Here is a 25,111-nt window from a genome sequence, read left to right as displayed (position 1 = left end):
CTAAATAACTGTGGACTTTAAATAATATAATTATGGCAGAAAATATGTATCAATTCGACTTACCGTCACATCATAAATCCATCATCAAGGTGGTGGGTGTTGGTGGTGGCGGCAGCAACGCTGTTAATCACATGTACAGCCTGGGAATCCGGGATGTAGAATTTGTGGTTTGCAATACGGACCATCAGGCTCTAGAGAGCAGTGCGGTTCCAAGTAAGCTACAAATCGGAACAAACCTGACCAGTGGGTTAGGTGCAGGAGCAAATCCTGAAAGAGGCAAAAATGCCGCAATCGAAAGTAAAGAAGAGATTCGTGACCTACTCTCGCAAGACACGAAAATGATCTTCATAACAGCCGGAATGGGTGGTGGTACCGGTACTGGTGCAGCCCCTGTTATTGCACAGGTAGCAAGTGAACTCGATATCCTCACCGTGGGTATTGTAACTGCTCCATTTGCTTTTGAGGGTAAGAAAAAAATGAAAGCTGCGGAGGATGGTATCAAAGAACTTAAAAAGTACTGCGATACAGTCCTTGTTATTATGAATGATAAACTGAGAGAGATTTATGGAAATCTTTCCATCAGCGAAGCATTCGGTCAGGCTGACAATGTATTAACCACAGCAGCAAAGGGCATAGCTGAGATCATTACCGTTCCCGGCTATGTAAATGTAGATTTCGAAGATGTTAAAACCGTAATGAAGGGTGCAGGTCCTGCGGTCATGGGATCGGCTAAAACGATCGGTGACAACAGAGCAAGAAGAGCTGCAGAAGAAGCACTTAACTCCCCATTGTTGAATCAGCAGGACATTTATGGTGCAGAGAAAATTTTGCTTTCCATCATCTCAGGAGAGGAAGCTGAACTACAAATGGATGAATTGACTGATATAACAGATTATATTCAGGAATATGCCGGAGACAATGCTGAGGTAATCTTCGGTCACGGTGTTGATAGTTCACTGGGTGAGAATATCCGAGTGACAGTGATCGCCACTGGTTTTGGTAAAGTTGATGAAGAGGGTGAATACATCTCAAAAGATGAAGAAGCCAAACGATTCGACTTGCTTTCCCAGAAAGAGATTGATGATACTAAAAAGCGAGGCAATACTTCAGATTTCATGTTTGAGATTGAAGATGAAAGCGACAAAGAAGACGTTGAAGACTGGAATTATGAATTCAGCTCTTTAAAAGATGAAATCAAAAGAGAAGTAGAAGAGGAAGAACAACGAAGCAAGAAACCTTCCGAGCAGTCTTCTTTCGAGTTCGATTTCACGAATGCATTTGAAAACGACGAAGAGGAAGAAGTACATGAAGATGAGGTAGATATTGCTGATGCATTTCATGCTTCTCCTAGCTCTAAGCAAGTGCGATTGGCACAAGAACGAGCAGAGCGTGAAGCAATGTTTGATAACAAGAAGTTTGAAATGCCAACTGAGGAATTCAAAGAACGTCTAGATGTACCTGCTTATGAACGAAAAAAGGTCAAACTTCAAAATGTTCCACACTCTTCGGAGCGAAACATTTCAAAATTCAATCTGAATGAAGAGAATCAGATATTAGGTAATAATAAATTCTTACATGATAATGTGGATTAAAAGCCATGGCTTTTAATCCATCCCGACCTATTCTGCCTTTAGGTAGGCGAAGCATCGGGATTTCATGACTACAAATAATAAGTAGTTGTGAGCAAAAAAATGGTTAACAGTAGGTGTTAGTCATACATGCCCTGACCCAAAAGTTAGGGTAGCTGGACTTGTTCCGGCATTCTGCCAAGAATGAGCCCCCTGACGTGTCGGGGGGCTTAATTATTATTACCAAATTGAAAAGCTAGTTATTGTATGAGCGGTCAAAATTCTCATAATTAGCATTCTACCTTTGCAGCTGTTTAATATGAGAGGGTTAATTATTTGTATTTTGATACTTACTTCTCTGTCAGGGTATGGTCAGAGGATGTCAATTACCATCAAAAAAGTCGATGGTAAAATAAAGATTGACGGTATCCCGGATGAACAGGCCTGGAGTCTTGCAGATTCAGCCTATCAGTTTACACAAAATTTCCCCACCGATTCACTTCCTGCTCAAGCGCAGACAGTAGCCAAAATACTTTATGATGATGAAAACATCTATGTGTTGGGTGTCATGCATAATTTACCTCAGCCTAGAGGTTATGTTACTCCATCACTCAGAAGAGATTTTAGAGGTGCAGCAAATGATAGTTTTTCCGTTATTCTAGATCCTTTTTCAGATCGTACCAACGGCTTTTTGTTTGGTGTCAACCCTTTTGGAGTGATGAGAGAAGCACTTATTGTTAATGGTGGTACTGGAGGTGGGAGTTTTAGCATGGATTGGGACAATAAATGGTATGCAGAAGCTCAGCAATTCGAAAAATACTGGATAGTAGAAATGGCAATTCCTTTTAAAACACTTCGATTTAGTGAAGGAGTTGATTCATGGTTGGTAAACTTCTATCGTGTGGATAGTGAGTATGCTGAAAGAAGCACCTGGTCTCCCGTAAGACGAACTTTTCCAATTTTCAATTTGGCCAATAACAGACAATTAGTTTGGGATGAACCAACAAAAAAACCAGGAACCAATATTTCAGTGATCCCCTATGTTGCCACCAATACTCAACGTGATTTTGAAGAAAATACCGGTGAAGACTTTAAGCCATCAACCGGGTTTGATATAAAGTATGCGGTTACGCCCGGACTCAATCTTGATGTGACTGTAAATCCTGATTTCTCGCAAGTGGAGGTTGATCAACAGGTTACAAACCTGGATCGATTTGAAATTTTCTTTCCGGAAAGGCGCCAATTTTTTCTTGAGAATGCAGACCTTTTTTCAGGTTTTGGTACAGGGAGTACGCGACCTTTTTTCTCAAGACGAATTGGAATTGCAATTGATACTTTGACAGGTCAGAATGTTCAAAATCAAATTCCATTCGGCATGCGCTTAAGTGGTAAGGTATCCGATGATTTGCGATTAGGAATTTTGTCAATGCAAGCCGGGAGAGATGCTTCCATTGGATTACCCTCGTACAATTATTCGATGGTTAGCTTGCAACAGAAGGTTTTTAGTCGGTCAAACATTAATTTCTTTGCAATAAATAAACAAACGTTTGAGTCACCCAGTGAATACGACACCACTTCCTTGAATGAGTTCAATAGAACTTTTGGGGTTGAGTATCGCCTTGCAAGCAGTAATAATGTTTGGAATGGAAAGGCATTCTATCACCGAACATTTGGTCCAGAACCTACTACTTCACCTTATGCCGGAGGTTTTTTCATGAATTATGATATCCAGAAATGGTCGGTAGATATTTTTTCACAATTAATTGGAGCTGACTATAATCCGGAAGTTGGTTTTGTAAGGAGAAATGATATTAGACAATTAGCCACTACCGTTAGATACATATGGTTTCCGGAAAGGGGAAAGATTCAGAGCCATGGTCCCGCATTTGATTTTGATATGGTAGGTAATGATACCTATGGATTTTTGGATTGGGATTACAATTTACAATACGAGATTTCCTTTAGGAATACTTCCAGTTTTTTCACACGCCTAAGAAAGCAATACACTTATTTATTTGATTCATTTGATCCAAGTGGTACTGGAGGAGTAGAGTTACCTTCAGATTCTGAGTATACTAATTACCAGTTCATCGCACGATATGAATCAGACCAACGCAAGAAGATATTCTTTAGACTAAATACAAGATCTGGTCAATATTTTAATGGAAATCGGATCAATTTGGAAGGATCTGTGGGTTATCGATACCAGCCATTGGGCTTTACTTCCATTGACTTTGCATTAAATCGAATCCTCCTTCCAGAGCCATATACCACCACCTCACTTTACTTGATTGGACCAAGATTTGATTTTACCTTCACAAAGAAGATTTTCTGGACGACTTTCATTCAATACAATAGTCAAATTGAAAACATGAATATCAATACTCGTTTTCAATGGAGATTTAAGCCTGTCTCAGATATATTCCTTGTTTATACGGATAACTACTTTGCTTACCATGAAGGAGGATTCAATATAGGTCAACCACGTACCCGAGCACTCACATTCAAAATAACTTATTGGCTTAATCTTTAAGCGAATTGAGGAAATAGTCTCCTGGAAAGTATTACTAAAGGTCTGATTCGAACATCAAACTTATAAAATACCCCTACAGGGGTATCGCACAAATCTTTGATTTTTTGTAAATTCAATTACTTTCTTAGTCACCACTTAATTTTATAAAAATGAGACAATTAGCTCTTCTTTTATTCCTATTATCATCATTTGTAAGTACTGGTCAAACAATCTCTTTTGGAGATTTAATAACCGGTGAGTTAACCTCTGTTGGACAAATTAATTCTTACTCATTCTCAGCCAATGCAGGAGATGTTATATACATAGCTGCAAAAGGGTTTGGGGTTGCACCACGTGTTGAAGTATTCGAGCCTGGAGGGGATGAGATTGGTGAGGTAAGTTCAGGCGCTTCATATGAAAGCGGCAGGGTAACTATTCAAACTACTGGTACGCACACACTCACTTTTGAGGATACATTCGGTGATCAAACTGGAACTTATAATATTGGGTTTGAGAGAATCAATCCTGCTACTAATGCGATTAGTAAACAATTTGGCGACTTAATAGAAGGTGAAATAACATCCGCTGCACAGGTGGATTTATATACATTCACTGCGACTGCAGGCGAAGCAATATATATAGCCGCAAAAGGTTTTGACGTTGCTGTTAGTGCTAGGGTATATGATTCTAATGGTGATTTTGTTGGCTCAGTGAGCTCTGGAGCTACTTATGAAAGTGGAAGAATTTATATAGAAACTTCAGGCACGCACACCCTTGTTTTTGAAGAGACGTTTCTTGAAAATACAGGTCTCTATAACATAGGATTAGAGAAAATTGCATCTGCAGTTAATGCAACACCAAAGAATTTTGGGGATTTGATCTCCGGTGAGATAACCTCTCCAGCACAAGTTGATTTATATACATTTACTGCGTCTGCCGGCGAAGCAATTTATATATCCGCAAAAGGTTTTGACGTTGCTGTTAGTGCTAGGGTATATGATTCTAATGGTGATTTTGTAGGGTCAGTGAGCTCTGGCGCTACTTATGAAAGTGGAAGAATTTATATAGAAACTTCAGGCACGCACACCCTTGTTTTTGAAGAGACTTTTCTCGAAAATACAGGTCTCTATAACATAGGATTAGAGAAAATTGCATCTGCAGTTAATGCAGCTCCTAAGAATTTTGGGGATTTGATCTCCGGTGAAATAACGTCTCCTGCACAAGTTGATTTATATACATTTACTGCGTCTGCCGGCGAAGCAATTTATATATCCGCAAAAGGTTTTGACGTTGCGGTAAGTGCTAGGGTATATGATTCCAATGGTGATTTTGTTGGGTCAGTGAGTTCTGGCGCTACTTATGAAAGCGGAAGAATTTATATAGAGACTACTGGCACGCACACTCTTGTTTTCGAAGAGACTTTTCTTGAAAATACAGGTCTCTACAACTTAGGTTTAGAGAAGATTGCTAGTCCTGAGAATGCAATACCAAAGAATTTTGGAGATTTAACTAATGGAACAATTACAACATCTGCACAAGTCGACCTTTATACTTTCTATGCGGAAGTTGATGAAGTGATTTATTTAGCTGTTAAAGGAATAGGTGGAGTAGCTCCTCGAGCTAGGGTTTATGATGAAGTAGGTGATTTTGTGGGATCAGTAAGTTCTGGTGCTTCTTATGAAAGCGGATCACTTACCATATCTACAACGGGATTCCATACTATAGTTTTTGAAGAGACATTCTTAGAAAATACAGGTACTTATAATTTAGCACTTGAAAAAGTGTTTCCAGTAATTAAGGCTGAACAAATATCACTGAATCAGGTGATAAGCAGACCTTTAGATCAACAAACCCAGGTTGATTTGTATACTTTTGAAGCAACTGCAGGAGATGCAATTTATTTATCAGTAAACTGTTTCGAAGGAGTATCTCCAAGAGCAAGAATTTATGATCCAACTGGGGCATCTGTTGGTTCTACCAGTTCCGGTGCTTCCTCTACTTCTCGTATTTTTAATCTTGAGGGAACAGGCAGATATGTAATTGTTTTTGAGGACACTTTTCTAGAAGATGTTGGAGAATATTGCATGGGATTAGCCCTAATTTGCAATGGTCCGGATTGTGATGAAACTGCTCCAATATCTTCTGAGTTTGGGGCATGCAAAACTCAGGCAATGCCTGGTGATGATATTAACTTTTTAAGCTTGTCGACGAATGTCAGTTCTCGTTCATGGAGCTTTGATGGTGGTGATCCAATCTCATCTACTTCTCAAAATCCATCTATTACTTACAATAATGCTGGGGTGTTTGATGTTAGCCAAACTGTTTCATCGGGTGCTGATAATGACACTCAAACCAAGGAAGATTACATTATAATATCTAGTGAAACACCTCTTGTGGCATTATTTGAATCAGATAGTTCAAGTATTGTGCAGGGAGACACAATCCAATTCACCGATTTATCAACAGGTAATATAACCGGTTGGTCATGGGAATTTGCAGGTGGAACACCAGCTACATCAACTGATCAAAATCCAATGGTTTCTTATTCAACAATTGGTGTATATGATGTTGCATTAACCGTAAGTAATAGCACATCTGAAGATAGTAAGACAATCGTTGCATATGTTATTGTTAGTGAAGCTGAAGATCCACCACTAAATGCAAATTTCACTGTAGATACTGATTCGGTTTCTAGAGGAGAGTCCGTTCAATTCACTGATGCTTCTACGGGTGAAGTGACTTCATGGAATTGGACGTTTGAGGGAGGAGTTCCCGCTACATCTACCGATCAAAACCCAGTAGTACTTTATAACAATCAAGGAATTTATGATGTGACACTTGTTGTTGGAGATGGCGTTGAGACAGATGAGCAATTTGCTGCTGATTTTATAGAGGTAACAACTGGACCATTACCAGATCTGGTATTCACAGGAGTATCAATGGATCCAAATTCATTGTTTTCTGGAAATGATGTAACAACGTCTGTTTCTGTAACGAATGTCGGACAAGCGAATGTTGTAGGTGAAATATCAGTAACATACTACCTCTCTGAGGATAATACTTTGGATCAAACAGATATAGGCCTTCTCGTTAATTCAGTAAATGATTTGCAGGTTGGAGAGTCTAAATCCTTAGAAACGGTTGTGAATGTTCCAATCGATACTGAATCTGGAAATTATGTGATAATATTTGAAATAGACGCCTCTAATGTTATCGAGGAATCAAATGAGGATAACAATAAAGAAAATCTTAATGTAGAGATATTAGATAGAGCACCAGTGCTAGCAAGTCCTATTGCAGATCTTGATTTGGAACAAGGTTTTACGACCGAAACCATCGATCTAAGTACAGTTTTTGAAGATCCGGATCAGGATCAGCTTACTTTCACTGCTATTTCTTCAGATAATGCAGTTGTTACAATCGATATATCCGGAAGTAGTCTAATTCTTATTGAACAAGGGCCAGGACTTTCCAACATTTCAGTAACGGCTGATGATAATGAAGATGGCTCTGTTTCAGATGAGTTTTTACTCACCGTCAATGCCACTGGAAATAACAAGCCCACAGTTGCTAATCCAATTGATGATTTAGAACTTTTTGTTGGTTTTATTAGTGAATCGATTGATTTAAACGATGTATTTGCTGATGAAGATGGTGATAATTTAGCATTAACTATAGAAGAAGTTGATGGCACCTCTGTTAACCCTACCTTAGATGGTACATTATTGACACTTGATGAATTGGACGTAGGGATAACCACCATTACCATTCGAGCAAATGATGGCAATGGGGGTCTTGCATCTGAGACCTTCGTCGTAGAGGTAATATCAAATTTGGCTCCAATTGTTGATAATCCAATTTCGGATATTATTGGAAACGAAGGATTTGTTAGCGAAACGATTAGTCTGGCAAGTGTCTTCTCAGATCCGGATGGTGATGATTTAACCTATAGTGCAATCTCTGATAATGAGGAGATCGTTACAGTTTCAATATCTGGGACCAATTTGATAGTAGTGGAGCAAGGAATAGGAGAGGCGACTATAACAGTAACAGCAGATGATGGAAATGGCGGGACTGTTTCAGATGAATTTGCATTTACTGTGAATGATGTCAATGAAGCTCCTGTTTTAGAGAACCCTATTTCTGATCTGGCATTTGAGCCAGGATTTGGAACAGCTATCATAGAGTTAGATACAGTCTTCTCAGATCCGGATGGAGATATACTCTCCTTTACTGTTACCTCCAGTGATGAGAATGTAGTAACTGCATCAATTTCTAATTCGAGTATTATTTTAACTGAAATTGGAACTGGTACTGCCGATATCACGGTGATTGCTGATGATGGCAGAGAGGGCACTGCGGAAGACTCATTCACCGTAATAAATGCGGGAAATAATCCACCTGAAATCAGTAACCCCATAACAGACCAAGTGCTAAGTCAGGGATTTGTTACTACTTCTTTGAACTTTGAAGGTGTATTTAGTGATCCGGATGAAGATGAACTTTCATATTCTGTAGAAAGTCTTACGGATGGAATTGTTAGTGTAACCATGTCGGGAAATAACATTGTATTCATCGAGCAAGGCTTAGGAGAGACGTTAATTACGCTGACAGCTGATGATGGTAGAAATGGAATAGCCATCGATACATTTAATGTTTCAGTTGTTGAGAACACCATTCCAGTTGTCGTCAACGCAATTGAGGATCAAACATTTGACGATGGATTCGAATCTATCAGCTTTGACTTAAGTGATGTTTTCTCAGATGCTGATGGGGATGCATTAAGTTATAGTGCCACTTCAAGCGATGAGACAGTCGTATTGGCGAATAGCTCTGGAACCACATTAATTATAGAAGAGGAAGGCCTTGGAGAATCATCGATAACTGTAATTGCTGATGATGGAAAGGGAGGAATAGCAACAAACATATTCATTGTAACCGTTGTTGAAGGTGCTCTGGGAGTCAATGGACATTCTGATTTTATTTATCCTACCATAGCCAGTGGAATAATAAATATTTCTTCAGAAAAAAGAATCGTTAAATCCACCATTTCAAATCTTAATGGATCGGTGGTCAATGTCTTTAGACATGAGAAAATATTGAAAATAGATAACCTGGTGAGTGGCACCTATATCATTACAGTGGATTTTGAAGATGGCAGCACTAGCCAAATGAAGGCTATAATTAGAAATTGATAATAAAGGACCCTGATATTGAATCAGGGTCTATTTTAATTGGATTTTTAATTGGGATGATCCTCTCCAATTGCAATGCCGATTTTCTTGACTATTTGCTCAACTGAATCTTTTTCATAATTTATTTCCAGGGGAGATCCAATTTTTATGGATAGTTCAACTCCTTTTTTCAATTTTTTCAATCCAGTCTTATCAAATGCAGTTCTAAAGCCATCAACTCTTACAGGGATTACCACGGGCTGGTGCTGCTTAATAATATGGGCAGTTCCTTTCCTTACAGGAGCACCTACTCGGGTGGTTCCTTGGGGAAATGTAACGACCCATCCATCTCTTATAGCCATACCTATTGATTTGGTATCATCCGGATTCACGTCTCTTTTTATCATTTCCTCTCCTTTACGCCATGTTCGGTCAACAGTCACTGCTCCTGCCAATGCTAAGATCGGTGGCAAGATTCCTTTCTCCATTGTCTCCCTTGCTGCTATATAATACACGTTCACTTTCGGATTTTTCAAATAGCTACTATCCTCAATGGAATCTATCTGACCATTAAGAGATGCAAACATGGTATGAAACATGGCGATAACATCTGTGAAAATGGTTTGGTGATTCGCAACAAAAAGAACATTTTGATCAGGTATTTTCGTTAAAATTTCACTACCGGAAATAACTACTTTATTAGGCCTTAATAAGTACCATCTTACGAGCCTACCTACTACTTGGAATATTTTCTTCTTGAACCAAACGGACTGACCAAATACATTCTTTCTTGCCATAGGTTTACCTTTTAATCTCCGAAATTACTGAAGCATTAATCGTAAGTCAGACAAATTATAAAAAAACCTCGCCAAAGCGAGGTTTCCTAGTAGAGTAGAGTAGGTGATTGGGCGTTCTCTTTATTCTGCTCTAAGTGATTTTACAGGATTGGTTTTTATTGTACTCAAGACTTTGGTCGAAATACTAAGCATCGCCAAACCAACGACAAACACAATGGGGATAATCGCAAACCACCATCCTAAATCTATCCTGAAAGTATAATCTTCTAGCCATTTAGACATGATCCACCAGGCAGCCGGCAAACTCACAATGCAAGCTGCACCCACCAAAAGCATGTACTCTTTTGAAAGAAGGACAAGTAGATTTTTAGCTGACGCACCCAGTACTTTACGGATACCAATTTCCTTGGTTCGTTGTTGTACACTGAAAGAAGTCAGCCCAAATAACCCCAAGCATGCAATAAGTATTGCAAGCGAAGAAAACCCTGAGAAGATTTTACCAAATCGAATGTCTTCTTTGTACTGTTCATCAAATGCACGATCCAAGAAAAAATAATCCATCTGGAAATCAATGAATACATTGTCCCATTCAGATTTCACGGTAGCAACCAAGTTTTTAAGCTGTTCACTTCTATTCCTATTGCCACTATCGTCGAGTTTGAGTTTAATAAAATAAAATTCGGTCCAGGAGCTAAGAATATACGCAAGTGGCTGATAGTCATTATGTAAAGATGTATGATGATGATTTTCCAAAACTCCTCTAACAGTCAATGGTGCATAAAATCCAGATAATTCGGCACCAACTGCATCATCAGGATTTGAAAAGCCTAATTGTTCAGCTAATTTTTCATTTATAACTACATCACCTTTAGACCAGGGATCATCTCCTCGCTGAAGTTCACGGCCTGCAACCAGGTCAATTCCAAAGAATTTAGGAAAGTCTAGATCCATGGAAATCAGTCCTGTCTGGACAGAGGTTTCCTTGGATTCATTTTTTAAATAAATATTGGTGGCCCAACCAACCGGTTCACCAGGAATTTCGCCAGCATTGGTAATTTCTTGGATTTCAGCATACTTAAGTAACTCTGTCTTTAGTGTTTTAAAACGTTTGACATCCTCTCTATCTTGAGAATTAATATCACCAGGTGGCGATTTTATCACCAGCGTATTCTCTATCTCAATACCAAGGTCAGCATCCCGCATATAGTTGATTTGCTGATAAACCGTAATAGTGCCAGCTATAAGGATGAATGTGATCATAAATTGTATGAATACCATGCTTTTCCGCATTTTTACTCCACCAACTTTCCCTCTGTTGCCAATTAAAATGTTGACGATATTCATCGTTTTTAGTAAAACATATGGATATAGTCCTATAAGAAGAGTACCAGCACCAATTAGCCCAATTAAGAGAAATAATACGTTTAGGTCCATTAATGCTGAGACTGGCAATCCAGTTACTTCAATTAAATATTTTTCACCTATTTGGGTCAGAAGTATTGCAAAGCCAAAAGCAATAAGATTCATCACAAAAGCTTCTAGTATAAATAACTGGGTGATTTGCCTCATCGATGAACCCATGCATTTACGAATACCCATCTCCTTTAATCTCTCCATTGTTCGAACTAGTGAGAGATTCATATAGTTGATCCACGCAATGATGAGAATGATAGCCGCAATAAGGCTTAGCACAAATACTATTTTGCTGTCTACCCCCTCAGTGAAAGCCCATGCACTGCTTGAATTGAGATGGATATCAGTGATTGGACGCAAATAATAGTCAACAGTGTATCCGTTGGCTGCATACGATTCTTTTGAATTTTCCTCATGCAAGCGAATGGTTTCCTCTAAAATTTCATCCTTTCTGTTAGGATCCTCTGCTAACAGATAGGTGATCATGCTGCTAGAATTCCAGCTAGTTCTACCTTCCGAATAATTATCCAGTGAAGGATAGGATAACAACAGCCCAAATTGGATGTGGGAGTTTGCAGGTATGTCTTTGAGTATGCCTATGAGTTCATATTCGTGAGCTCCCGTGTTTCCGCTTAGTGTGAAAGATTTGCCAATTGCTTTGTTAGGGTCGTTAAAATACTTTTTTGACTCTTCTAATGTAAGAATAGCTTTCTGTGGTTCGTTAAATTTTGCTGCTGAGCCAGCCTCAAATTCAAAGTCAAATAGATCAAAAGTGCCTTTATCGGCAATATAAACCTGAGGTTGTTCGAAATTCACTTTGTTATAACCATCACTATAGATGATTGAAGAGTTGGCATAGCTGAAATTGAAGAATCTTGCAATCTCTTTGACATGTGGTGATTGCTCACGAAGTGTCTCGCTGAGCATAGATGGTGCCGTAATGGATTGCCCAAGAAATTCACCGTTTTTGTAAGCTTCTGATTCTAATCTGAATATTCGCTCTGAATTCGAATGGAATGAATCGAAAGAAGTATGAAAGTTTACATATTGCGCAATAACAAGGCATGCTGCCATACCTAAAGCCAATCCAAGTATATTAATGGATGAGAAGACCTTATTTTTCTGAATTTGGCGAAAAATGGTCACTAAATAATTCTTAAGCATGTCGATTTTGGTATTGGTCGGCTTTCTAAATTTCAATAGCTATGCCAAGGATTATAACATTCAGTAAATCAATTAGTTAAGATTAATACAATATTTTCACTCTGTGCGATATCGCACAATTTATTATGCAAATCGCACAGATTTTGGGCAAATCCACCTTTTTAGTGATCTTTCCATCATGAAGAAATTGATCCTTTTGTTCCTGTTACTTCCTTTTGGATTATCAGCGCAGATTTCATTTATTGATACATGGGATGAAGCATTGAAGCAATCGCGAATGAATGGAAAATTGATCTTCCTGAATGCCTATGCACATTGGTGTGAACCATGTGAGGAAATGGAGGAGTATACCTTTAGTGATCTGGAAGTAAGCAACTACTATAATTCAAATTTCATTAATCTGACTTTGGATTTGGAGGATTACCCGGGAGTAGAGTTAGCTGAAAAGTTTACAGTGGGTGTATTTCCATCCTATCTATTCATTAATGGAAATGGTGAAGTGGTTCATAGAGGTTGTGGAGCAATGGATGCCAATGAATTTCTAGCACTCGGCAAAGATGCTATTTCAGATAATGCAACCCTGATTTCATTCGAAAAAAGATTTGATAAGGGAGAAAGATCAACTGATTTTATGCTTGATTATCTTGAACTACTGGAATATGCCTGCTTGGATGCAGAGCGCTTTGCAGCAAATTATTTATCCCAAGTCGAACTGACAGATCTTATAACGGAAACTCCATGGGAAATTTTTGCAACCTATCAATGGGATATTTTTAGCAGAGAGTTTCAGTACATGCTTCAGAATAAAGAACTCTTCGAGGATAGTCTTGGACAAAGGGTAGTGAACGCTAAATTGTACGATACTTATCTATCCCAATATCAGGAAATATTTGCATCAGAAGAACTTCATGATTTCGGTATGCGTGCCCTTTTACATTCATTTAAAGATGTAACCTTTACAGGTTCTGATACCTTAAGGCTAATGATGAATCTTCATTACGCTGAATTCACAGAAAACTGGAAAGATTATGCCGGTTATGCTGTGGAACTAGTAGGGATGAGTGATATCGAAGATCCTGAAGAACTCAATGAACTGGCATGGAAGTTTTATTTGTTTGTGGACAATAAAAATCAATTGGAAATTGCCGCAACCTGGGCGCAGCAGGCGGTAGATCAACAACCGGAACCTTCAATGATCGATACCTACGCCTCTCTGCAATTCAAACTTGGTAACAGGAAGAAGGCCATAGACCTTGAAAGACGCGCATTGGAGTTAGCGAAGGAACTCTATGAGGACACCTCTCACTATGAGCATCAACTAAGGAAATTTGAAGGAAGGTGATCATAGGTAAAAGACCAAGCAGAATGAGTAAATGATTTGAAAAATGAAAAAGCCCTCACTTGGAGGGCTCTCATTTGAATTTGACGTTTTCTTAAAAATTCAGAGCATCTGCTCATTAACTGATGCCACTTTTTAAGTACTCTCTGTTCATTCTGGCAATATTTTCTAATGAAATACCCTTTGGACATTCTACTTCACATGCTCCAGTGTTGGTACAGTTGCCAAAACCCTCTTCATCCATTTGTTTCACCATATTCTGCACACGATCTTGAGCTTCAACTTTTCCTTGTGGAAGGAGTGAAAGCTGTGACACTTTCGCTGAAGTAAACAACATTGCAGAGGCATTCTTACAAGAAGCAACACATGCTCCACATCCAATACATGTTGCCGCATCAAAAGCTTTATCAGCATCATGCTTATCAATAGGAATTGCATTTGCATCTTGAGTATTTCCGGAAGTATTCACGCTGATGAACCCACCAGCATTCATAATTCTATCAAATGCACTTCTGTCTACTACAAGATCCTTAATAACAGGAAAGGCTTTAGCTCTCCATGGTTCAACATAAATGGTATCACCATCTTTGAATTTACGCATATGAAGCTGACAGGTAGTCATTCGCTTACCAGGACCATGTGCTTCTCCATTTATATACATGGAGCAGCTCCCGCAAATTCCTTCCCTACAGTCATGATCAAAAGCGATAGGTTCCTCACCATTTTCAATCAATTGTTCATTCAGAATATCCATCATTTCGAGGAAAGAGCTATCCTCAGAGATATTGGATACCTGATAGGTTTCCATTTTCCCTTTGTCTTTATTGCTCTTTTGTCTCCAGACTTTTAATGTAAGATTCAATTCTTTTGCTGCTGACATATCTTATATTATTTGTAAGAACGAGTCTTCAACTCGATGTTCTCATATTTCAAATCTTCTTTATGCAATTTGGCTTTTGATGGCTCGCCGGTATATTCCCATGCTGATACATAGGTATAGTTTTTGTCATCTCGAACCGCTTCACCTTCTTCCGTTTGATATTCTTCTCTAAAATGACCACCACAAGATTCGTTTCTTTCCAGCGCATCTCTTGCAAACAGCTCACCTAGTTCTAGGAAATCCGCCACTCTACCAGCTTTTTCAAGCTCTTGATTGATACCATCAGCAGAGCCAGGCACCCTCACTTCTTTCCAGAATTGGTCTCTTAGCTCCTGTATTTGCTTGATTGCATCCTTTAATCCTTCTTCATTTCTAGCCATACCCACTTGATTCCACATGATTTTACCTAATCGCTTGTGGAAATAATCAACCGAGTGTTTACCGCCATTGTTAACAAAAAAGTCAACTCTTTCTTTTACTGCTTTTTCCGCCTCATCAAACTCTTTTGTATCGGTTGGAATGGCTCCAGTGCGAATATCATCAGCCAGATAATCTCCTATAGTATATGGGATTACGAAATATCCATCTGCTAATCCCTGCATTAATGCGGATGCTCCAAGTCTGTTCGCACCATGATCAGAAAAATTAGCTTCTCCAAGAGCATAGCATCCAGGAATGGATGTCATTAGATTATAATCAACCCAAACTCCGCCCATTGTGTAATGAACGGCCGGATAAATTTTCATTGGTGTTTTGTAAGGATTATCGCCTGTGATGTTTTCATACATCTCAAACAAGTTACCGTACTTGGTCTCAACGATTTTCTCTCCTAACTCTCTGACTTTTTTGTCATCAGCATCATGAAAGCCTTTCACATTTGCTTCTTCTTTTCCATACCGCATAATAGCCGCATCAAAATCCAGATAAACAGCTTCCCCAGACTCATTGGTGCCAACGCCAAACCCGGCATCACATCGTTCTTTAGCTGCTCTAGATGCCACATCTCTAGGTACCAGGTTTCCAAACGATGGATACCTTCTTTCAAGATAGTAATCGCGATCTTCTTCTTTAAGATCTATTGGTTTTAATTTTCCAGCTCGAATTGCTTCAGCATCTTCCTTTTTTGCGGGCACCCAGATTCGCCCATCGTTTCTAAGTGACTCTGACATTAAAGTCAATTTAGATTGTTGCTCGCCATGCTGAGGAATACATGTTGGATGTATTTGGGTGAAGCAAGGATTAGCAAAATAAGCACCCTTTTTGTGAATTTTCCATCCCGCAGAAACATTAGAGCCCATAGCATTCGTAGAAAGGAAGAAAATGTTTCCATATCCACCAGAAGCAATCACCACTGCGTGAGCAGAATGTCTTTCAATTTCTCCGGTTACCAGATTTCTTGCAATGATTCCTCGTGCTTTGCCATCCACAATCACCAACTCCATCATTTCATGTCGATTGTACATCTTGATTTTTCCTTTGCCAATCTGTCGGGACATTGCAGAATAAGCACCTAAAAGCAGTTGCTGACCGGTTTGTCCTTTTGCATAAAAGGTCCGTGAAACCTGGACACCACCAAAAGAACGATTATCTAGTAGCCCTCCATAATCTCTTGCAAATGGTACCCCCTGAGCTACACATTGATCGATAATATTTGTTGACACTTCTGCCAGGCGATATACGTTAGCTTCTCTGGAGCGGTAATCCCCACCTTTTACCGTATCATAAAACAGTCGGTAAGTGGAGTCACCATCGCCTTGATAATTCTTTGCAGCGTTAATACCTCCCTGGGCAGCAATTGAGTGCGCTCTCCTTGGAGAATCCTGATAACAAAAAGCTTTAACATTATAGCCCAATTCAGCCAGTGTTGCTGCTGCTGAGCCTCCTGCCAGACCGGTTCCAACGACGATAACGTCAATCAGACGCTTATTAGCCGGGTTTACCAGTTTGATGTTGTTTTTGTGATTGGTCCACTTTTCTGCTATTGGACCTTCAGGTATTTTGGAATCTAAAGTTGACATACCTATTTATTTCTTTTTATAAAGAATTGATATAATGATAAACTGCGATAAATATGAATCCTGCTGGTATCAATATCGCATAAGCTTTCCCGATTTTTTGAATGGCCGGTGTGTATTTGCTGTGTCTTGCTCCTATTGACTGAAATGCAGATTGAAACCCATGCATTAAATGAAGTCCAAGGAAAACAAAAGAGAGAGAGTAAATGATAACTCTCGCTGGATTTTCAAACATGTGAATAACTTCCTCATAATACCTATTAGGATCTTCTGGTTTCACTTCTATATACTTATAATTCATTTCTGGAATCCAGAAATCATAAAAATGAAAACCAAGAAAAAAGAGGATAAATAGTCCACTCCAGATCATATTACGGGACATCCACGATGAATTTGCCGCTCCATTGTTTTTAGCATAACTAACTTCTCTTGAATTTCTGTTTTTAATCTCCAAAACAAATCCCATGATGAAATGGAAAGCCACTCCAAACATTAAGACTGGTTGTAGAACAAACTGCACCAGAGGGTTTGTACCCATGAAGTGCGAGAGTTCGTTAAAAGTTTCTTCACTGAAAACAGAAGTAAAATTGATTGAGAAATGCTGCAATAAAAATATGATCAGGAACAGTGCTGAAAGCGCCATGGCAAATTTTCTGCCGATACTGCCCGAAAAAAGTTGCTTGCTCATTTATTTTAGGATTATTGGATTTGTGCCAAAGGTAAATTCAGAATGCTAGCCGACCAATTCCAAATTTCTTTTTTGACTGATTCTAAATAATATTCATTCATTAAATAGGTTTTAATCTATTCTTAATTGTTTGAATTACAACCAAAGAAGCATGATTCTTGTTCGTTAATTATTACAAAGGCTGTGCAAAACAATATTAGATTTACAAACTATTTTTCAATTAGCTGATATGAGGTACTCAAGATACATATTCTTTTTCACCTTAATTGTAACTGCTTTGACATCCAAGGCAACACATATTCGTGCAGGAGAAGTTATTGTGAAGCATGTATCTGGATTAACATATGAAGTTACTTTTATTGGATATAGAGATGTTGAAGGTGTTCCTTTTGGCCAAGGTATTTTAGATTTTGGTGTTGGCCAGGAAGGGCTTTACGGAGACGATCCGGGTGAAGACATTCCTTGGGGTCAGATTGAGGATTTGGGTAATGGAGTTGAAAAATGGCAGTTTACATTACCATTTACATATCCCGGACCTGGGAATTATTTGGTAAGCTATAAAGAAGACTTTCGAAATGCGGATATCCAAAATATCTCTGGTTCAATCAGCACCACTTTTTATGTGGAAACACTGGTAATTATTGATCCACTTTTAATCAATAGTACACCTTTCTTCACCGTTCCACCAATTGATCAGGGAGTTGTAGGAGGAATTTTTGAACATAATCCAGGAGCTTTTGATCCGGATGGTGATAGTTTATCGTACTTTTTTACAGTTCCAAAGCAAGATCGTGACCTTGAGGTTAATGGCTATGTTTCTTTAATCGACCCTTCTTTCTACGAAAATTATGGAGAAGGTAATAGCACAAAAGATGACGTTCCCACATTAACTATAAATCCAGCCACTGGTACACTTATTTGGGATGCACCGGGAGGAGCTACCATACCTGATCAGGAAAACAGGGAGTTTAATGTTGCATTTGTTGTGGAAGAGTGGCGAAGAGTCAATGGGGAATTGATAAGGCTAGGGTTTGTAACCAGAGACATGCAGATCATAATCTGGGATTATGAAAATGAACCGCCTGAACTTGAAATTCCAGATGATACGTGTGTGGTTGCAGGGGAGACGATCACCAGCATAATAACCGGTACAGATCCTGACGGAGATCCGGTAAAAATTGAGGCATTTGGAGGCCCATTTGAAATATCACCTGCAGCCACTGTTTCTCCGGATCCGGGTGAATTCCAGGGGCCGCCTTCTAATCTCTCATTTGAGTGGACCACAAATTGTAATCAAGTTAGAATTGCGCCCTATGAGGTTCAGTTTAAAGCCACAGATCAACCAACAATTCCTGGTATTTTAAACCCTCCGGGACTGGTTAATTTTGAAACATGGAGAGTCACCGTCCTTGGTCCACCACCAACAGGTTTATCAGCACAAACAGCTACTGGAAGAAGAATTCAACTTACTTGGGATAATTATTCCTGTTCAAATGCTGATTCGATGCAGGTTTGGAGAAGAGTGGGTGAATTTGATATAGATCCAACTTGTAATCCAGGGATTCCTGAAAATTCTGGTTATGAATTAATCGAAACATTAGGTATTGATCAGACAGATTATACGGATAATAATGGCGGTGTAGGTCTATCTCCTGGATCTAAATATTGCTATAGGCTGGTAGCTTTATTCCCACTACCGTCGGGTGGTACAAGTATCGCCTCAGAAGAAGCATGCGATAGCTTGATCATCAATACTCCAGTGATTACAAAAGTTGATATTAGAGCAACTAGCGAAACGGATGGAGAGATTGATGTCGAATGGACTGAGCCGTTGCAGCGAAATCCAATTGATGGGCCATACCAATACGAAGTATTGCGAAAAGTAGGCGCAGGATTCGAAGGCAGTTTCACTTCTATAAATGGACCAACTTCAAATCTATCATTTACTGATACAGGTTTAAATACAGAAGATAATGCGTACTCATACAAAATTGTCCTTTATGATAATACCAATCAACCCGTAGACACCTCCCAGTTAGCCTCATCTGTCCGACTAGAGCCTACACCATTGGTAGGAGCTATCCGGCTGAATTGGGAAGCGAATGTCCCCTGGTCTAATAATTCTCAAAAATTCCCGTATCACTACATATGGAGAGACAATGTGAATGCTGGTGATTTATCGCAAATACAGTTGATTGACTCTGTAGATGTCACCGTCTCTGGATTATCTTATACTGATGATGGAAACTTCAATGGTATAACTCCTCTCAACGAAGAAGTAGAATATTGCTATTACATAACAACAAGTGGATCATATGACAATGACCTTTTACCCGAACCTTTGTTGAATAATTCACAAATAGTTTGCGCTCAACCAAACGATTCCATTCCTCCGTGCCCTCCAATCAATGTTGTATTCAATTCCTCACTCACATGTGAGCAACAACTTGCAGCAATTCCGTGCGGCATTAGCAATCAGTTTGTTAATGAGTTTTCATGGAACGAAGATGGCAATGCAAGCTGTGACGATGATATTCAATTCTTTAGAATATATTATTCAGAAAGTGGCCTTGAAGAGTCGTTTGAGTTATTGGCTCAGACTTCTGATACACGTTATGAACATAGCGGGCTTACATCTTTAGCCGGCTGCTATCAAATCACGGCTGTGGATAGATCTGGCAATGAGAGTAACATTTCCGAAGTAATATGTAATGATAATTGTCCAAGGTACATTTTACCCAATGTAATCACGCCAAATGGTGATGATCGAAACGATACATTCAGGCCTTTAAAAGAAGCAGAAAGTTGTACCCGATTTGTTGAGTCAGTCTTATTTAAAGTGTTTAATAGGGCAGGTGCAGAAATATTCGAATACGATTCTACTGATCCTGAAAAATCTATATTGATCAATTGGGATGGAACAAACAAACGTGGGCATGAGTTACCTGCAGGCATTTATTATTATTCAGCTGAAGTACGATCAAAAAGACTGAACCCTGAAGATGAAGTTCAGGTTATAAACGGGTGGGTACAGATCATTCGATAAAGAAACCAATTATTCTATTTGACGGGGTATGCAACTTATGTAACTCCTCTGTTCAATTTATTATTAAAAGAGACAAAGAAGAAAAATTCCTATTTGCCTCGTTACAGTCTGGATATTCTAAAGAGAACTTACCGCCCACTTTGAGTAATGAAAGCGATCTTCAAAGTATTGTTCTTAAAAAAGGAGATGTAATTAAAACGAAAAGCAGTGCTGCATTGCACATATCCAAAGAGCTATCTGGTTTATGGCCTGCTTTATATGCATTCATAATTATTCCAAAATTTATAAGAGATTGGGTGTACGATATTATAGCTAAAAACCGATATAGGTGGTTTGGAAAGAAAGATCAGTGCATGATTCCGTCTCCTGAGATACGAAACAGATTCCTTGATTGATCGGATTAGCTACTTTTGCATAGAATAAACTTTAATCTATGAGCAAAGCATACGTTTTTCCCGGACAGGGAGCCCAGTTTTCTGGAATGGGCAAAGAACTTTATGATAATCATTCTTCAGCAAAAACATTAATTGATAAGTCCAATGATATACTTGGCTTTGATATAAAAAGCATCATGTTTTCAGGTAGCGATGAGCAACTGAAACAGACCAAGGTTACTCAACCTGCTATTTTTATTCATAGTGTGGTAGCTGCCTTAACGTCTGAAGATTTCAATCCTGATATGGTTGCAGGTCATTCTCTAGGCGAGTTTTCCGCTTTAGTTGCTAATGGAGTTTTAAGTTTTGATGATGGGCTATCGTTAGTCTCAAAACGAGCCATGGCGATGCAGAAAGCATGCGAAATGCAAGAATCTACCATGGCAGCAGTACTTGGATTGGAAGATGAAGTAGTAGAAAAAGTATGTGAAGAAACAGATGGTGTAGTTGTAGCAGCAAACTATAATTGCCCGGGTCAATTGGTTATTAGTGGGGAAGTAGCAGCGGTCAATGAAGCTTGCGAAAAATTAAAGGATGCAGGAGCTAAGCGAGCCTTGGTTTTGCCTGTTGGAGGCGCATTTCACTCACCTTTGATGGAGCCAGCCCGAGAAGAACTTGCAGCAGCTATTGAGAGCACGCACTTTAATTCGCCGAACTGTCCGGTTTATCAAAATGTTGATGCAAAGGGCTATTCAGATGTGGATTCAATTAAAAAGAACCTTGTTTTGCAACTAACCTCTCCGGTAAGATGGACTCAATCAGTTCAGAACATGATAGCCGATGGAGCTTCTATGTTTGTGGAATGCGGACCTGGAAAGGTTTTACAAGGTCTTGTGAAAAAAGTAGATAGAGAAATGGAAGTTTCTGGTATTTCATGAAAATAAATCGATTCATAATCATGCTGTTTATGGGAGCAGTGCTTTTTGGAGCAGAGGGCTGTAGAAAAGGTCCATCATCTACCCATAAAACAAATAAGAAAAAGGTAAAGCGTGGCAAGCCAATTCCCTGTCCGATAAAAGACTGCTAATTGATGAAGATTGTAATTGCAATTGATGGCTACTCAGGAACTGGAAAGAGCTCCACTGCTAAACAAGTAGCTTCACGATTAGGTTATACTTACATTGACAGTGGAGCCATGTACCGTGCAATCACCTACTTCTTTTTAAAGAATGATATCGATTTTCAAAATCAGTCAGTGATGATCAAAAGTTTGCCTGATTGTACGATCACCTTTGATAATGGTTCAATATTCCTCAATGGTCAGAATGTGGATCATGAGATAAGAACGATGGAAGTAAATCAAAGTGTGAGTCAGGTAAGCGCCTTGTCAGAGGTAAGAACCAAGTTGGTAGAGCAGCAACGCAAAATGGGAGAGCAAAAAGGAGTGGTGATGGATGGCAGAGATATTGGAACAGTTGTATTTCCAAAGGCTGAACTTAAAGTTTTTATGACAGCAAACATGGACATAAGAGCTGAGCGGAGGAGAAAAGAGTTGGACAAAAAAGGAATTGATGAACCTCTCCATGTAATAAAAGAGAATTTAATTGAGAGAGATCGAATTGATAGCTCAAGAAAAGATAGCCCACTTAAGATGGCTGATGATGCAAAGGAGATTGATACTTCTCATTTAACTTTGAATCAACAGATCGATAAAATTGTTGAAATGGCAGAATCGATAATATATGCAAGTAGAGATTGACGAAAATTCAGGATACTGTTTTGGTGTAGAGTTCGCCATACAAATGGCTGAAGATGAAATGGCCGAAGGACAGGAGCTTTATTGCTTAGGGGATATTGTTCACAATTCGATGGAGGTTGAAAGGTTGTACAATAAAGGCCTTCGAACAATCACACGAGATGAATTGAAGAACCTAAGGGATTGCAAGGTGTTAATTCGTGCTCATGGGGAACCACCCGAAACCTATCAGATTGCCATTGAAAATAACATTGAATTGGTTGACGCCTCTTGCCCGGTAGTATTAAAACTTCAAAACAGGGTAAAGAACGCATATGATCTTACAAAACATAAAAATGGGCAATTGGTGATTTATGGTAAGCCCGGTCACGCTGAAGTTATTGGGCTAACCGGTCAAACTGCTAATGAAGCAATCATTGTCACGGGCATTGAAGATCTTGAAAAAATTGATTTTTCTCGACCGGTCACGCTATATTCCCAGACAACCAAGAGCACGAAAGGCTTTTATTCAATCAAGGAAGAGATTGAAAAAAGAATTGAGGCGCAAGGTCTTCTCTCTGTGGCAGATGATTTTAATGCCAATGATAGCATTTGCCGACAAGTTTCCAATAGAGAGCCGCACATGGTCAAATTTTCACAAAAGCACGATGTAATCATTTTTGTTGCAGGAAGGAAAAGTTCGAATGGCAAAGCATTATATAACGTTTGTCTCTCAAATAATCCTCGTAGTTACTTTGTAGAAAATGAAAAAGAAATTGATCTTTCGTGGATTGAGGCAGGTGATTCGGTAGGGATTTGTGGTGCTACTTCAACACCTACCTGGCTAATGGAACAAGTTGCAGAATACTTGAAGAAAAATGAACCAATTACCGCTTGATTATTAAAACTAAAAGCCAAAAATGTTGTTTGTTGATAAATAGCCAACTGAACAGCTTTTTTATTAAAATTTGAAGGGGGTTAAATCCGATATTGATTAAGTTTGCCTCGTTTTTTAGACGTTCTCCCAAGTAAGAAATATGTCTCAGACAATTAAGCTGAAAAAAGGGTTTGACATAAACCTAGCCGGAAAGGCAGAAAAAAAGACAATCGAAGTACCGCAACCGGACACCTACGCATTGAAACCAACTGATTTCAATGGGTTGAGTCGCCCTAAAGTTGTTGTCAAAGAAGGTGACAATGTAAAAGCAGGTTCCGCTCTATTTTTTGAAAGAAATGTAGAAGATATCCTTTACACTTCCCCGGTTAGTGGTGAAGTGGTTGAAATCAAAAGAGGGGAAAAGCGTAAAGTTTTAGAAGTGAAAATTCTAGCTGATAAGAAGATAGAATTTGAAAATTTCAAAAAATATACAGCTTCTGATATTAGTAACCTCTCTAAAGAAGATGCAATTGGGCAATTAAAGCAATCCGGAGGCTGGACGAATATCATTCAGAGACCATACGGATGTATAGCTAATCCTGCGGACACACCCAAGTCAATCTTTATTTCTGCATTTGATACGAGTCCTTTAGCTCCTGATTATGATTATGTACTCAGTGGACAGGAGCAATATTTCCAGGCAGGAATAGATATTTTAAAGAAATTCACTTCTGGCACCATTCACGTCAGCATTGATGGAAAAGCCGAAGTTTCTCAGTTGTTCTCTCAGACAAAGGATATACAACTAAATAAGATTTCTGGTCCCCATCCTGCAGGAAATGTAGGCGTGCAAATTCATCACATTGATCCAATTGCAAAAGGAGATATTGTGTGGACTGTTAACCCAGTAGGTGTTGCAATGATAGGAAAGCTTTTCTTGGAAGGAGTCTATGATACGTCAAGATTAGTGGCTGTAACAGGGTCTCGGGTAAAAGAAAGAGGATACGTTAAAATGTACGGTGGAGCATGCTTCAACAAGCTTGCTGAAAATGTAGAGGGTACAGATAATAGATATATATCTGGAAATGTGTTGACTGGTGAAGGCATTGGCTCAAACGGATATCTTGGTTTTTATCACAATCAAATTACTGTGATCCCAGAAGGGAAGTATGAGGAATTCTTCGGGTGGATACTACCATCTACAAATAAGCTTAGCTATCACAAAGCATTTGGCATGCTGACATTCCTCAATGGAAAAGAAAAAGAATTTGAGGTAGATACCAATACTCATGGAGAGGAAAGAAACTTCGTGGTTACTGGCACTTTCGAAGAAGTGATGCCGATGGATATTTTACCTACATACCTTTTCAAAGCTATTCTGGCAGAGGATTATGATGACATGGAAGCTTTAGGAATCTATGAAGTGATAGAGGAGGATGTGGCGTTGTGTGAATTTGTTGATGTTTCCAAGAATCCAATTCAGGAGATACTTAGAGAAGGAATTGATTTAATTAAAGAAGGATAAGCAG

General features: G+C 39.0%; 15 protein-coding genes. 10 read left to right on the top strand and 5 right to left on the bottom strand.

The genetic code is table 11. The features are described 5' to 3' along the window. Window positions 1-32 precede the first annotated feature (32 nt). The 3 genes from ftsZ (at window position 33) to ACOMC3_RS11680 (ending at window position 9,275) form a co-directional block, all read left to right on the top strand. A complete protein-coding gene (gene ftsZ / locus ACOMC3_RS11690) occupies window positions 33-1,592 on the top strand; it encodes a cell division protein FtsZ (protein WP_420316070.1) in 1,560 nt (519 codons plus the stop codon). Window positions 1,593-1,887: 295 nt separating this feature from the next. Beyond that, window positions 1,888-4,101: a DUF5916 domain-containing protein gene (locus tag ACOMC3_RS11685; RefSeq protein ID WP_420316069.1), complete on the top strand. Its 2,214-nt coding sequence runs from the start codon at window positions 1,888-1,890 to the stop codon at window positions 4,099-4,101. A 149-nt stretch (window positions 4,102-4,250) separates the two neighbouring features. Next, window positions 4,251-9,275 carry a PKD domain-containing protein gene (locus ACOMC3_RS11680; RefSeq protein WP_420316068.1) on the top strand — a complete coding sequence of 1,675 codons (5,025 nt, stop codon included), beginning with the start codon at window positions 4,251-4,253 and terminating at the stop codon, window positions 9,273-9,275. Between the two features lie 47 nt (window positions 9,276-9,322). Here the strand turns inward: ACOMC3_RS11680 and ACOMC3_RS11675 are convergent, their stop codons facing one another. Together ACOMC3_RS11675 and ACOMC3_RS11670 are read right to left on the bottom strand one after the other, a co-directional pair. After that, window positions 9,323-10,051: a lysophospholipid acyltransferase family protein gene (locus ACOMC3_RS11675; RefSeq protein ID WP_420316067.1), complete on the bottom strand. Its 729-nt coding sequence runs from the start codon at window positions 10,049-10,051 to the stop codon at window positions 9,323-9,325. Window positions 10,052-10,171: 120 nt separating this feature from the next. After that, window positions 10,172-12,628: an ABC transporter permease gene (locus ACOMC3_RS11670; protein ID WP_420316066.1), complete on the bottom strand. Its 2,457-nt coding sequence runs from the start codon at window positions 12,626-12,628 to the stop codon at window positions 10,172-10,174. A gap of 178 nt (window positions 12,629-12,806) precedes the next feature. Here ACOMC3_RS11670 and ACOMC3_RS11665 point away from each other — a divergent pair, with 178 nt between their 5' ends. Further along, window positions 12,807-13,970 (top strand): thioredoxin fold domain-containing protein, encoded by a 1,164-nt coding sequence (locus tag ACOMC3_RS11665; RefSeq protein ID WP_420316065.1) that lies wholly within the window; start codon window positions 12,807-12,809, stop codon window positions 13,968-13,970. A 115-nt stretch (window positions 13,971-14,085) separates the two neighbouring features. Here ACOMC3_RS11665 and ACOMC3_RS11660 read toward each other — a convergent pair whose 3' ends face one another. Genes ACOMC3_RS11660 through ACOMC3_RS11650 form a run of 3 tightly spaced genes read right to left on the bottom strand, consistent with a single transcriptional unit; the run spans window position 14,086 to window position 17,550 of the window. Beyond that, on the bottom strand, window positions 14,086-14,829 hold the full coding sequence (locus ACOMC3_RS11660) for a succinate dehydrogenase/fumarate reductase iron-sulfur subunit (RefSeq protein WP_420319315.1): 744 nt from the start codon (window positions 14,827-14,829) through the stop codon (window positions 14,086-14,088). A gap of 26 nt (window positions 14,830-14,855) precedes the next feature. Beyond that, window positions 14,856-16,865: a fumarate reductase/succinate dehydrogenase flavoprotein subunit gene (locus ACOMC3_RS11655; RefSeq protein WP_420316064.1), complete on the bottom strand. Its 2,010-nt coding sequence runs from the start codon at window positions 16,863-16,865 to the stop codon at window positions 14,856-14,858. 16 nt (window positions 16,866-16,881) lie between these two features. Next, on the bottom strand, window positions 16,882-17,550 hold the full coding sequence (locus ACOMC3_RS11650; RefSeq protein ID WP_420316063.1) for a succinate dehydrogenase cytochrome b subunit: 669 nt from the start codon (window positions 17,548-17,550) through the stop codon (window positions 16,882-16,884). Window positions 17,551-17,779: 229 nt separating this feature from the next. On the opposite strand from ACOMC3_RS11650, the gene ACOMC3_RS11645 reads away from it, so the two are divergent. The 6 genes from ACOMC3_RS11645 to ACOMC3_RS11620 all read left to right on the top strand — a co-directional run bounded on the left by ACOMC3_RS11645 (window position 17,780) and on the right by ACOMC3_RS11620 (window position 25,107). After that, window positions 17,780-20,596: a gliding motility-associated C-terminal domain-containing protein gene (locus tag ACOMC3_RS11645; protein WP_420316062.1), complete on the top strand. Its 2,817-nt coding sequence runs from the start codon at window positions 17,780-17,782 to the stop codon at window positions 20,594-20,596. Then, window positions 20,575-20,991 (top strand): thiol-disulfide oxidoreductase DCC family protein, encoded by a 417-nt coding sequence (locus tag ACOMC3_RS11640; RefSeq protein WP_420316061.1) that lies wholly within the window; start codon window positions 20,575-20,577, stop codon window positions 20,989-20,991. Before ACOMC3_RS11645 ends, ACOMC3_RS11640 begins: the two co-directional genes overlap by 22 nt. Before the next feature lie 38 nt (window positions 20,992-21,029). Next, entirely contained in the window at window positions 21,030-21,908 is an 879-nt protein-coding gene (fabD, locus tag ACOMC3_RS11635; protein ID WP_420316060.1) for an ACP S-malonyltransferase, read from the top strand. A gap of 152 nt (window positions 21,909-22,060) precedes the next feature. After that, window positions 22,061-22,729, top strand: coding sequence for a (d)CMP kinase (cmk, locus tag ACOMC3_RS11630; RefSeq protein WP_420316059.1), 669 nt, complete (start codon window positions 22,061-22,063; stop codon window positions 22,727-22,729). Beyond that, on the top strand, window positions 22,713-23,603 hold the full coding sequence (locus ACOMC3_RS11625; RefSeq protein ID WP_420316058.1) for a 4-hydroxy-3-methylbut-2-enyl diphosphate reductase: 891 nt from the start codon (window positions 22,713-22,715) through the stop codon (window positions 23,601-23,603). The genes cmk and ACOMC3_RS11625 overlap by 17 nt, the downstream gene beginning before the upstream one ends. Window positions 23,604-23,742: 139 nt before the next feature. Next, entirely contained in the window at window positions 23,743-25,107 is a 1,365-nt protein-coding gene (locus ACOMC3_RS11620; RefSeq protein ID WP_420316057.1) for a Na(+)-translocating NADH-quinone reductase subunit A, read from the top strand. Window positions 25,108-25,111: the final 4 nt, after the last annotated feature.

It is taken from the genome of Ekhidna sp., from assembly GCF_965212185.1.
Lineage (GTDB): Bacteria > Bacteroidota > Bacteroidia > Cytophagales > Cyclobacteriaceae > Ekhidna.
Note: the sequence above shows the minus strand (reverse complement) of the source record. Positions and strands in the feature narration are given on the sequence as shown.

Excerpts from the sequence above, each read along its gene's own strand:
- ACOMC3_RS11625 (WP_420316058.1), top strand. The coding sequence starts at position 22,713 with ATGCAAGTAGAGATTGACGAAAATTCAGGATACTGTTTTGGTGTAGAG.
- cmk (WP_420316059.1), top strand. The coding sequence starts at position 22,061 with ATGAAGATTGTAATTGCAATTGATGGCTACTCAGGAACTGGAAAGAGC.
- ftsZ (WP_420316070.1), top strand. The coding sequence starts at position 33 with ATGGCAGAAAATATGTATCAATTCGACTTACCGTCACATCATAAATCC.
- ACOMC3_RS11650 (WP_420316063.1), bottom strand. The coding sequence starts at position 17,550 with ATGAGCAAGCAACTTTTTTCGGGCAGTATCGGCAGAAAATTTGCCATG.
- ACOMC3_RS11670 (WP_420316066.1), bottom strand. The coding sequence starts at position 12,628 with ATGCTTAAGAATTATTTAGTGACCATTTTTCGCCAAATTCAGAAAAAT.
- fabD (WP_420316060.1), top strand. The coding sequence starts at position 21,030 with ATGAGCAAAGCATACGTTTTTCCCGGACAGGGAGCCCAGTTTTCTGGA.
- ACOMC3_RS11665 (WP_420316065.1), top strand. The coding sequence starts at position 12,807 with ATGAAGAAATTGATCCTTTTGTTCCTGTTACTTCCTTTTGGATTATCA.
- ACOMC3_RS11655 (WP_420316064.1), bottom strand. The coding sequence starts at position 16,865 with ATGTCAACTTTAGATTCCAAAATACCTGAAGGTCCAATAGCAGAAAAG.
- ACOMC3_RS11620 (WP_420316057.1), top strand. The coding sequence starts at position 23,743 with ATGTCTCAGACAATTAAGCTGAAAAAAGGGTTTGACATAAACCTAGCC.
- ACOMC3_RS11685 (WP_420316069.1), top strand. The coding sequence starts at position 1,888 with ATGAGAGGGTTAATTATTTGTATTTTGATACTTACTTCTCTGTCAGGG.
- ACOMC3_RS11675 (WP_420316067.1), bottom strand. The coding sequence starts at position 10,051 with ATGGCAAGAAAGAATGTATTTGGTCAGTCCGTTTGGTTCAAGAAGAAA.
- ACOMC3_RS11680 (WP_420316068.1), top strand. The coding sequence starts at position 4,251 with ATGAGACAATTAGCTCTTCTTTTATTCCTATTATCATCATTTGTAAGT.
- ACOMC3_RS11645 (WP_420316062.1), top strand. The coding sequence starts at position 17,780 with ATGAGGTACTCAAGATACATATTCTTTTTCACCTTAATTGTAACTGCT.